Source organism: Nostoc sp. CHAB 5715, from assembly GCF_020829685.1.
GTDB lineage: Bacteria > Cyanobacteriota > Cyanobacteriia > Cyanobacteriales > Nostocaceae > Nostoc.
On sequence record NZ_JAIVFR010000207.1, the window covers coordinates 1 to 8,907 of the forward strand.

Annotated in this window: 14 protein-coding genes and 1 pseudogene; 5 read left to right on the plus strand and 10 right to left on the minus strand. The window is 41.2% G+C overall.

All coding sequences use genetic code 11. The annotated features are described in order from the left end of the window. On the minus strand, nucleotides 1-312 hold a 312-nt coding region (locus LC574_RS13465; protein ID WP_229453991.1), incomplete at its 3' end, for a hypothetical protein. 585 nt (nucleotides 313-897) lie between these two features. On the opposite strand from LC574_RS13465, the gene LC574_RS13470 reads away from it, so the two are divergent. The 5 genes and pseudogenes from LC574_RS13470 to LC574_RS13490 all read left to right on the plus strand — a co-directional run bounded on the left by LC574_RS13470 (nucleotide 898) and on the right by LC574_RS13490 (nucleotide 3,172). Continuing rightward, the gene (locus tag LC574_RS13470; protein WP_229453992.1) at nucleotides 898-2,280 is read left to right on the plus strand and encodes a 1-acyl-sn-glycerol-3-phosphate acyltransferase; all 1,383 of its coding nucleotides are present in this window, start codon (nucleotides 898-900) and stop codon (nucleotides 2,278-2,280) included. 22 nt (nucleotides 2,281-2,302) lie between these two features. Then, nucleotides 2,303-2,551 (plus strand): plasmid stability protein, encoded by a 249-nt coding sequence (locus tag LC574_RS13475; protein ID WP_229454003.1) that lies wholly within the window; start codon nucleotides 2,303-2,305, stop codon nucleotides 2,549-2,551. After that, a pseudogene (locus LC574_RS13480) lies at nucleotides 2,548-2,676 on the plus strand (VapC toxin family PIN domain ribonuclease); the annotation flags it as partial. The gene LC574_RS13475 and the pseudogene LC574_RS13480, both read left to right, overlap by 4 nt. A 32-nt stretch (nucleotides 2,677-2,708) precedes the next feature. Then, nucleotides 2,709-2,912, plus strand: coding sequence for a hypothetical protein (locus tag LC574_RS13485; protein ID WP_229453993.1), 204 nt, complete (start codon nucleotides 2,709-2,711; stop codon nucleotides 2,910-2,912). Continuing rightward, a complete protein-coding gene (locus LC574_RS13490) occupies nucleotides 2,909-3,172 on the plus strand; it encodes a type II toxin-antitoxin system RelE/ParE family toxin (RefSeq protein ID WP_229453994.1) in 264 nt (87 codons plus the stop codon). The genes LC574_RS13485 and LC574_RS13490 overlap by 4 nt, the downstream gene beginning before the upstream one ends. A gap of 45 nt (nucleotides 3,173-3,217) precedes the next feature. Here LC574_RS13490 and LC574_RS13495 read toward each other — a convergent pair whose 3' ends face one another. The 9 genes from LC574_RS13495 to cysE all read right to left on the minus strand — a co-directional run bounded on the left by LC574_RS13495 (nucleotide 3,218) and on the right by cysE (nucleotide 8,269). After that, on the minus strand, nucleotides 3,218-3,799 hold the full coding sequence (locus LC574_RS13495) for a Uma2 family endonuclease (protein ID WP_229453995.1): 582 nt from the start codon (nucleotides 3,797-3,799) through the stop codon (nucleotides 3,218-3,220). Between the two features lie 254 nt (nucleotides 3,800-4,053). Next, entirely contained in the window at nucleotides 4,054-4,596 is a 543-nt protein-coding gene (locus LC574_RS13500) for a (2Fe-2S) ferredoxin domain-containing protein (protein WP_229453996.1), read from the minus strand. After that, nucleotides 4,578-4,718 (minus strand): histidine kinase, encoded by a 141-nt coding sequence (locus LC574_RS13505; protein WP_229453997.1) that lies wholly within the window; start codon nucleotides 4,716-4,718, stop codon nucleotides 4,578-4,580. Before LC574_RS13505 ends, LC574_RS13500 begins: the two co-directional genes overlap by 19 nt. 18 nt (nucleotides 4,719-4,736) lie before the next feature. After that, nucleotides 4,737-4,940 carry a putative nitrogen fixation protein NifT gene (gene nifT / locus LC574_RS13510; protein ID WP_229453998.1) on the minus strand — a complete coding sequence of 68 codons (204 nt, stop codon included), beginning with the start codon at nucleotides 4,938-4,940 and terminating at the stop codon, nucleotides 4,737-4,739. Further along, complete coding sequence (locus LC574_RS13515) at nucleotides 4,915-5,202, minus strand: nitrogen fixation protein NifZ (RefSeq protein WP_012407236.1); 288 nt, start codon at nucleotides 5,200-5,202, stop codon at nucleotides 4,915-4,917. Before LC574_RS13515 ends, nifT begins: the two co-directional genes overlap by 26 nt. Further along, complete coding sequence (nifV, locus tag LC574_RS13520; protein WP_229453999.1) at nucleotides 5,192-6,322, minus strand: homocitrate synthase; 1,131 nt, start codon at nucleotides 6,320-6,322, stop codon at nucleotides 5,192-5,194. Before nifV ends, LC574_RS13515 begins: the two co-directional genes overlap by 11 nt. 371 nt (nucleotides 6,323-6,693) lie before the next feature. After that, nucleotides 6,694-6,891: a DUF2949 domain-containing protein gene (locus LC574_RS13525; protein ID WP_229454000.1), complete on the minus strand. Its 198-nt coding sequence runs from the start codon at nucleotides 6,889-6,891 to the stop codon at nucleotides 6,694-6,696. Nucleotides 6,892-7,161: 270 nt separating this feature from the next. Next, on the minus strand, nucleotides 7,162-7,392 hold the full coding sequence (locus LC574_RS13530; RefSeq protein ID WP_229454001.1) for an Asr1405/Asl0597 family protein: 231 nt from the start codon (nucleotides 7,390-7,392) through the stop codon (nucleotides 7,162-7,164). Nucleotides 7,393-7,528: 136 nt separating this feature from the next. Further along, the gene (gene cysE / locus LC574_RS13535) at nucleotides 7,529-8,269 is read right to left on the minus strand and encodes a serine O-acetyltransferase (RefSeq protein WP_229454002.1); all 741 of its coding nucleotides are present in this window, start codon (nucleotides 8,267-8,269) and stop codon (nucleotides 7,529-7,531) included. Between the last annotated feature and the right edge of the window lie 638 nt (nucleotides 8,270-8,907).

An 8,907-nucleotide genomic window follows, 5' to 3' on the forward strand; every position in this document is an offset into this window, starting at 1 on the left:
AGCTTCCGCCTTCCTTGCAGCAACTTCCGCCTTGACGTTTCCGTGTTTCGCGCAGCCTGTAGCAGCTTCCGCCTTCCTTGCAGCAACTTCCGCCTTGACGTTTCCGTGTTTCGCGCAGCCTGTAGCAGCTTCCGCCTTCCTTGCAGCAACTTCCGCCTTGACGTTTCCGTGTTTCGCGCAGCCTGTAGCAACTTCTGCCTTCACGTTTCCGTGTTTCGCGCAGCCTGTAGCAGCTTCCGCCTTCACGTTTGAGTGTTTCGCACAGCCTGTAGCAGCTTCGCCTTTAATATAGCGCTTCTCGCTTGAGTCCAATACAGACCTAACCCCCAACCCCTTCCCTGCAAGGGAAGGGGAGCAAGATTCAAAGCCTCTCTCCTTTTAGGAGAGAGGTTTGGAGAGGTCAAAGTGTATTGCTTCCATTCGAGAACCGCTATATAACGTGAGTTTAATTACTGCGATCGCATACATCACCAACCAAAATTACTGATTTGACTTTGTTTGGAGAGCGATCGCAATTGGATTACTCTTGTACCTAAGACCAGCCCTTTCAAGGTGAGCAAAAAATTTAAAAAATTAAAGATTATTTTCGGTATTTTACCTTCGCGATCTTCGTGTCAACTCTTGGAGACGCACTCGCGTTCGCGGTTCAAAATATTTTTTATACCACGTTCGCGTAGCGTCTCGTAGAGAAGACGCGAAGTACACGAAGAAAACCCTCAGCTTTCAGCTTGCACCTTGAAAGGGCAGTCCTAATTACCAGAAAACCCCGTGAAGAAGGCAGAAGGCAGAGGGCAGAAGGACTGCAATTGTCAGGGCATTTTACAGCCGTTAAGATAGCTTAAAAGAAATAACCCCACCAGGCGATTATAAATCGTCGCATCTTTAGGAGAAACTATCTTGGCAGATGTAATTTATCAAGCACAGCCACCCTTAGAATTTATTCCTCCGGCGTTTAACCCGTTATTTTTACGAGTCGTCCATCTGTTGCTACCGAGTTGGATAAACTGGAAAACAGCTATTACTCAAATTGAAGCAGACAACGTAGAGGTTCTGGTGGATCTCTATCGCCAGTTTCAGGAGGGTAAGATCCGTTTTATGCTGGCATTTCGCCATCCTAAAACAGAGGATCCACTTTCTTTGGGCTACTTGCTATCTCAACTCGTGCCAAAGGTAGCACGATCGCAAGGTACAGCGCTACAATTTCCAATTCACGCTCATTTTATCTATGATCGCGGCATTCCTCTATGGGCAGGTTCCTACGTTGGCTGGATTGCTTCTCGTTTAGGTGGTACTCCGATTCAGCGAGGTAAGGCTGACTGGACGGGGTTACGTTCGGCGCGTGACTTGTTCGCCAATGGGAAATTTCCGATGGCGGCTGCGCCAGAGGGTGCAACCAATGGTTTATCGGAGAATATCAGCCCCCTAGAACCTGGTATCGCCCAATTAGGCTTTTGGTGTGCTGAAGATTTGCACAAAGCTGGACGCAACCAACAGGTTTTAATTGTACCAGTTGGGATTAAATATAGTTACGTTGATGCTCCTTGGGATGCGATCGCTAATCTTTTAACTGAATTGGAAGCGGCTAGTGGTTTACCTGTGAATCCAGCAGAAAATGCTTCGATAGAGTCGCTTTATCCCCGGTTGTTGACTTTGGCAGAACATTTACTTTCGTTGATGGAAAAATTTTACACGCGCTTTTATCATCTCAAGCTGCCAGAGATGAAAACAGTAGTAGGAGAAATTGAAGATAGAAATGAAGCATTAGCAGTTCGGTTACAAGCTTTATTGAATGCGGCGCTATTAATATCAGAACAGTATTTTGATTTGCATTCAAAAGGTACTTTAAGTGACCGATGTCGGCGGGTAGAACAAGCTGGGTGGAATTATATATTTAGAGAAGATTTTAAGGATGTCAAAGGAGTCTCTGCTGTAGAGAAAGCTTTAGGCGATCGCGTTGCTGAAGAAGCGAATGCGCGGATGTGGCACATGCGTTTAGTAGAAAGTTTTGTGGCTGTTTCTGGTAATTATATTCGTGAAAATCCCACGGTAGAAAGGTTTGCTGAGACGACTTTAATTTTATGGCGGATGATTGCTAAAATAAAAGGCGATAAAGGTTTACAGCGTCCGCAATTGGGTAAGCAAAAAGTAAAAATTACTGTGGGTGAACCCATATCTATTTCTGAGCATTATCCGGCGTATAAGGAAAATCGGTTGGGTGCTAGACAAGCTGTTGCTGATGTGACGAATGATTTACAACACGCGCTGGAAAGTTTGATTTAAAAATTAATATGAGGAATTGATGATGAGCAATATTACTATATCTAATCTTGATGATGACATCAAATATCGTCTACAGAAACGAGCCGAAAAACATGGTCGTTCCCTCGAGGAAGAAGCTAGAGAAATTCTTTATCTGGCTCTAACAAAAAATCACAACCATCGCTTCAACTTAGCTAATATACTTGAGGAACGTTTTGCGAATTTGGGAGACTTTGAATTACCAGAAATTCCTAGAGAACCTATTCGCACCGTATCAACATTTGAAGAATGATTCTTCTTGATACAAATGTTTTGTCAGAATTAATGAAGCTTAAAAAGTCTGAACTAGTTCGTAGTTGGGCTGCTGAACAATCATTAATGAGTCTGTTTACCACAACAATCACTCAAGCGGAAATTAATTAACAAGTTTGCAGTTGGAGAGATTAATTATGGAAACTACAACTAAAAGACAAGAGTTGTTAAAAGCAATCACTCAAAGACTAGAACAGGCTTATGAAGATACTTTAGAAGATGTTCTAGAACTGTTAGATATTAGGAAAGCAGAAGACGAAGAGGATATTAAAGCCTTTGATGAAGCTGAAAATGAACCTACTATTACTTGGGAACAGTACAAACAAGAATTAGAATCGTGACTTATCAAATAGAAATTTCTAAGAGGGCTGCGAAACAATTAAAAAAATTATCTGCTGATATTCGAGATAGAATTAACAGGAAAATTTTAGAACTTGCTGATAATCCGCGTCCTAGCGGCGTTGTCAAGCTAGAAAATACGGAGAATAAATATCGTATTCGTGTTGGCAATTATCGGATTTTGTACGAGATTCTAGATGATGTGCTGATAGTTAAAGTTGTCAGAGTAAGGCATCGAAGAGATGTTTATCGAGATGAGTAGATTGTCAAGTTAATACTAAGTTTTCAATCTGGTTTGGCAGCAATTTTAAAATAACATTCCAGAAAATATCTTAGATAAATCAAGTGATAAATCAGGTAAACATGGCAGATTAACTGATTCATTTGGTAGATAAATAAACTTGCGGCGATAACCAAATTTAACTTGCATCTGATAAGGTTCGCTGTAGCACTCTAGATAATTATCTACTAAATTAAATATCCAATAATCAGAAATACCTGCTTCGGCATAAATAAGTAGCTTTTCCTCTTGGTCATATTTTAAGGATGAATCAGCAATTTCAATTAAGAGTAAAATATCAGATGGGCTAGGATGATTCGCTAGATAGTCATCATCTCTATTTTTTGCAATTACTCTATCTGGTTCAGGCTCACTGTTGTTAGACAAAGTAATTGGTTGTTGTCCTCGCAGTGTTGCGCGATCGCCTACTAGTTTATATAATTCTCGTTCTAGGCGTGTTTCACAAACAGAGTGCGGTGTACCTTTTGCTGCCATCTGGATTATTTCACCCTTAATTAGCTCAACTCGGTCATTCTCCTCAAAGAAGCCGAGTTCAGTTAGACGGTGATATTCAGCTATAGTAAAGCGTTTAGCAGTGGTAAGGCTCATAACAACTACGAGAATGCAGAGTTATTTTTATCTTAATTGACAAGGGTGCTATATAGACGATACTTACAAGAAATTGGGGTAAAAATTTTACCCCTAAAAACTTGCGTATTATTTTAAGAATAGCTATAGGACTCATATTTAATTTTTGAAAAAAACTCAGTACACCTTTATTCCTTCTTCCCAATCCCCAGTCCCCAGTCCCCAGTCTCTACGAGTAATTCAGGAATCAAATCGGATTGCTATAGAGAAGATTATTACTCTGTTAAGTGACTTTCTAGCAAAGATGCGATCGCTTCAGGATGAATATTTTTGTATTTCTTTTTACCAAGGTGTAAAACACAGTTGGGGGCGCTGCTACAGCATTTTTGGCAACTAGTATGTTCAATGGTAACTTTGTCTAACAAACCGCGATCGCACAAAGTTTTTTCTAATTCTGATAATAACCCTTTACCACCACGCTTGAGGCAACCGCCCTTTTGACATACCATAATCCTCGCTTTGGTTTGAGGTGGTAAATCTTGTTTTGGACACGCATCAATTGGTGTCACCCGATAGGCTTTAATTTTTATTTTACTTGTGCGCGAGTCTATCTTACTATGCCCACAAACGCGAACTTGCTGCCCAGGGATTAAGGATGAACTTAATAACCGACGTAACTCTTTAGGCAGTTTAATTTCCACATTTCCAGATGGAACCGCCAATTGCAAATATTTATATTTTCCTGGTTCACCACCAACAAAACCTAGTAACTGTCCCTCAAGGTTCAACTCTGATAACGTCAAATATTTGTCACCCATGATTGATAAAAAGTTAGGAGTGGGGAGTAGGGAGTGGGGAGTAGGGAGTGGGGAATTGGGAATTGGGAATTGGGCATTTCTCCCTCATCTCCCTCATCTCCCTCATCTCCCTCACTCCCCACTCCCCACTCCCCATTTTTTTACGCGAGGCGTTTCGCTTCTACTGTTTGAGGTAAACTTGCTGTGTCTGGCAATTCACGAAATTCCAATTCCCAACCATTTGCTAGGGTGAGAACCTTGCCATCATTTCCATCAGTTTGTTTGATGACTTCTTCTTCAAGGTCTTTTTTAGCAACGTAAACTACTAAAGTACCGGCATCATTCATGCGTAGCATTACTTTCATGAGATTCCTCAACAGATTCTAGTTCTTTTTTCTTACAGCCGACGACGAACCCTGTTTCTAAGAAATGCACAGCATATATATAGGAAGTCTGCAAATATGTGCCTATACTCGCTATGTAGCCGATATCTCCTTTGTTCACCAAAACTTGCCCAACTTCTTTACCAGGAAAAGTACCATCGTTCTTAAGCAGTTTCCGAACTCTGACTTTTTCACCAATTTCAAAAGCAGGTGGCAAATTTAGTTCTAATTCATCACGTTGCATGAGAGTACCTCTGTTCTCTGACCAAATTCAATAGTTCTTCTGTCGTCAAACTGCGTTTTTTCTGTACCGATTGATGACGCACTGCATCTAAAACAGATTGGGTTTCTTGGGAGTTCAAGAAAATTCCATGCTGTTCTAGCAAGTTTGCAACCAAATGCCGTCCAGAATGTTTTCCTACTACTAAACGTCGTTCCCAACCCACTTCTTCGGGAGCAAATGGTTCGTAGGTGATGGGGTTTTGCATTACTCCGTGAGCATGGATGCCAGATTCGTGAGCAAAGGTATTTTCGCCAACGATCGCTTTCCAGGGTGGTACACTAGCACCTGATGCAGCTGCAACTAGTTGAGACAGTTCCAGCAAACTCGGTGTGTTGATGCCCAAATCAACGTTGTAGATGCGTTTGATCGCCATGACAACTTCTTCTAAAGCTGCATTTCCCGCCCTTTCACCTAATCCGTTGACTGTGGTATTCACTGATAAAGCTCCGGCTTTGATACCCGCAAGGGCGTTGGCAGTTGCCAGACCAAAATCATTGTGAGTGTGGATTTCTAAGGGAATCATCAAAGCTGAAACCAGCCGTTTTACCTTGGTGTAGGTGCTGAAAGGGTCGAGAACTCCTACGGTGTCGCAAAAGCGGAACCGGGATGCACCCCATTCTTGGGCATAAAGCGCTACATCTAAGAGGAAGTTTTCATCAGCCCTGGAAGAATCTTCTCCGCCGACTGCTACCCAAAAACCTTGATCGACGGCGAAGCTGATACAGTCTTTGAGTTTTTGCAAACTGACTCGCCATTGACCGTGGAATTTGGCGGCGATTTGGATACCAGAGACGGGAATGGCAATATGCACCCGGTTCAGACCGCAAGCGATAGAAGCCTTAATATCTGAGATGACGGCGCGGTTCCAGCCCAGGAGTTTTGCTTGTAAACCCAAGTTAGAAATTGCGGCGATCGCTCGTGTTTCTTCGTCACCCATTGCCGGTATACCGACTTCTAATTCGGGAATACCAATGGCATCGAGAAATTTAGCGATCGCAACTTTTTCTTCTAGGGTGAAAGCAACACCTGCTGCTTGTTCGCCATCACGTAATGTAGTGTCATTAATTATGATTTGATTCATTGCAAATATCCCTCTCTTGGAAGTATTCTTAATAACCTTTCTCTCTACAATTCCCAGCGATGGTAAATGCTAAAAATATCACAATTCATAATGTAGGATACATGATCCTTTATTATTGACCGATTATCAGCATCACATCTGTATGGCAGGGAACTAAAAACATGTATAATTTACTAATCGTTTTTACCGATGTCATTTGAAATTTCTTCGATTAGCAATGAACTGATATAGCTATTAGCAAACCCTGAACAAAGTAAAATACAGAATCCAGCAATTAAGGATGTAATCATCTTAGTAACCTCAGATTTTCTAGACCATTGGTGTATAATTTTGGCAGGTAATGGTACTCAAAGCTAAAGGGTTCAAATTAGCTAACTTTGTTCTGCTAGCCAGTCAAAAATCTTTCCTAGCTGCTCCAAGTCAACTAAACCATACTGCCAAAGGAGCATCGGTAGTGGGCCATTTTCTAATTCACGGTGTCGCAGAGCTACACCAATATCGGCATTTGAAAGTTCAAGTTCATTGTGCAAAAAATTCAGGAGTTTTATATCTCTGTTACGAGTCGCCATAATTGATTGAACTTTCAATTTTTTAATTTGGAAAAGAATTAAAAATCAGAAATTCCCAGTCTTGTTTGCTAATTTCATCTTTGTAATTGTCGCTAGATGTCAGGAAAATTTCAGATTTAGGAGACTGGATAAAATCTAAAACTCGGTTAATCTCCCTCAGTCTGCAACAAATTCTGCTAACGTACAGTAGCTTCAACTTCTAAAGCTATTCGAGCTTTGTGCATCTATAACAAAGAGGGGAGTGGGGTATGAAAAACTTTTCATTTGTACTTATGACTCATCACTGTAATGCCAGCAACGCTCTAGCCACTCTAATAATTCGTGGCGAGAAGCAAGAAATTGCATAACTGTACTACGAATCAATATTGCTTCGAGCAAATTATTCACTTGCACTCGTAAAGAACCATCGGGGGGACAGGAACTCTTAATTTTTAACTCTTGCAAACGGTGGTAGATTCGCCAGCGATCGCTCAAAGGAATCTGTAAAACGTGATTTGTCATTTGTCTTTTGTCCTTTGTCCTTTGTTAGTTGTCAGTTGTCCTTTGTCCTTTGTCGCTTGTCATTTGTCCTTTGTCATTTATCCTTTGCGAATGACCAATGACTAATGACTAATGACTAATGACCAATGACCAATGACTAATGACTCTTAACGCCTAAAGTTTGCAGTTGTTTTTCAAGTTGTTCAATGCGCGAGAGCAAAGAACGAATCACGGTTGCTTCCACATCGGGTAGCTTTCCATGTTCTAAAGGAGAAAGGCTGGCGTTTTCGTTTTGAGAAATAATTCGACCGGGAACTCCTACAACAGTGCGATCGCTAGGGACATTCTGCAAGACAATAGAACCTGCACCAATACGGACGCGATCGCCAATTTGCAGATTACCCAAAACTTTCGCACCCGCTCCGATTACTGCATTTTTACCCACTGTGGGATGACGCTTACCACTTTCTTTACCAGTTCCGCCAAGGGTGACGCCCTGATAAATCAGTGTATAGTCGCCGACGATCGCAGTTTCGCCAATGACAACACCCATTCCGTGGTCGATAAACACGCCCTGACCAATCTCTGCACCTGGGTGAATTTCAATTCCCGTCAAAAATCGCCCCAAATGAGAAATTAAGCGGGGGATAAAACTCACTCCTCGACAATGTAACCAGTGAGCAAGACGATGCAAACATAGCGCGTGCAATCCAGGGTAGCAAAACACCACTTCTAGCCAATTACGTGCTGCTGGGTCGCGCTCAAAAATAATGCGAAAATCACTCAATAATGGCTCAAAAAAAACGCCAGAGAGGAGATTTTTCAGCATGGATGTATGGGCAGAATCCTGCGTTTTGGTAGTCTGATGATCGCTAATACTGTCTAAAGACTGTTGCATCGGTAATGTCTATCTGGTAAAAAGATCCATCTGCTATTTTTATGCTTATATCAGGTGACTTCCAACTGGATAGAAAACCCAATGCTGATTGGATTTATTGGATTGATTAAGGTTGTACTCAAACGCCGAAACCTGTACCCCAAGATAAATTTTAAGTTTATCTTGGGGTACGGGTGCTAGTATTTAACGATGGAGGTACTAGTATTTTTGGGGCAGGGGTTAAGAATTTTTGTGCTCGCTACAAGAAACTTTACCTGTAAGCCTTTGCTAAGATTTCATCAAGATATTTTGCAATATATTAAGCTGTACTCAGATGCACTCAAATATGAGTTTGATCGGGCTACAAATGGATTTTTTGTATATGCTACTACTATTAGTATCCTATTATTTGGTTAGGCGAAAGACAGATTTCTTTATTTTCTTTTAGGATTTCCTGTCTGTATGTATATATACGTTTCAAAATATAGTTATCGCTCATAGTGAATATCTTATTATATAGATGTGTTGAAGGAAAGCATTTCAATTTTGCATTGGGATGGCGAATTCTTAAAAAATTGATAATTACTAAATTTTTCCCTCTTATAGCGCTTTTCAAGTAATTGAACTACACCACTCTCTACTCCCCACTCCCCACTCCC

Coding starts and splice junctions, on each gene's coding strand:
- LC574_RS13475 (WP_229454003.1), top strand. CDS start 2,303: ATGAGCAATATTACTATATCTAATCTTGATGATGACATCAAATATCGT.
- LC574_RS13485 (WP_229453993.1), top strand. CDS start 2,709: ATGGAAACTACAACTAAAAGACAAGAGTTGTTAAAAGCAATCACTCAA.
- LC574_RS13495 (WP_229453995.1), bottom strand. CDS start 3,799: ATGAGCCTTACCACTGCTAAACGCTTTACTATAGCTGAATATCACCGT.
- LC574_RS13500 (WP_229453996.1), bottom strand. CDS start 4,596: ATGGGTGACAAATATTTGACGTTATCAGAGTTGAACCTTGAGGGACAG.
- nifT (WP_229453998.1), bottom strand. CDS start 4,940: ATGAAAGTAATGCTACGCATGAATGATGCCGGTACTTTAGTAGTTTAC.
- LC574_RS13515 (WP_012407236.1), bottom strand. CDS start 5,202: ATGCAACGTGATGAATTAGAACTAAATTTGCCACCTGCTTTTGAAATT.
- nifV (WP_229453999.1), bottom strand. CDS start 6,322: ATGAATCAAATCATAATTAATGACACTACATTACGTGATGGCGAACAA.
- LC574_RS13525 (WP_229454000.1), bottom strand. CDS start 6,891: ATGGCGACTCGTAACAGAGATATAAAACTCCTGAATTTTTTGCACAAT.
- LC574_RS13530 (WP_229454001.1), bottom strand. CDS start 7,392: ATGACAAATCACGTTTTACAGATTCCTTTGAGCGATCGCTGGCGAATC.
- cysE (WP_229454002.1), bottom strand. CDS start 8,269: ATGCAACAGTCTTTAGACAGTATTAGCGATCATCAGACTACCAAAACG.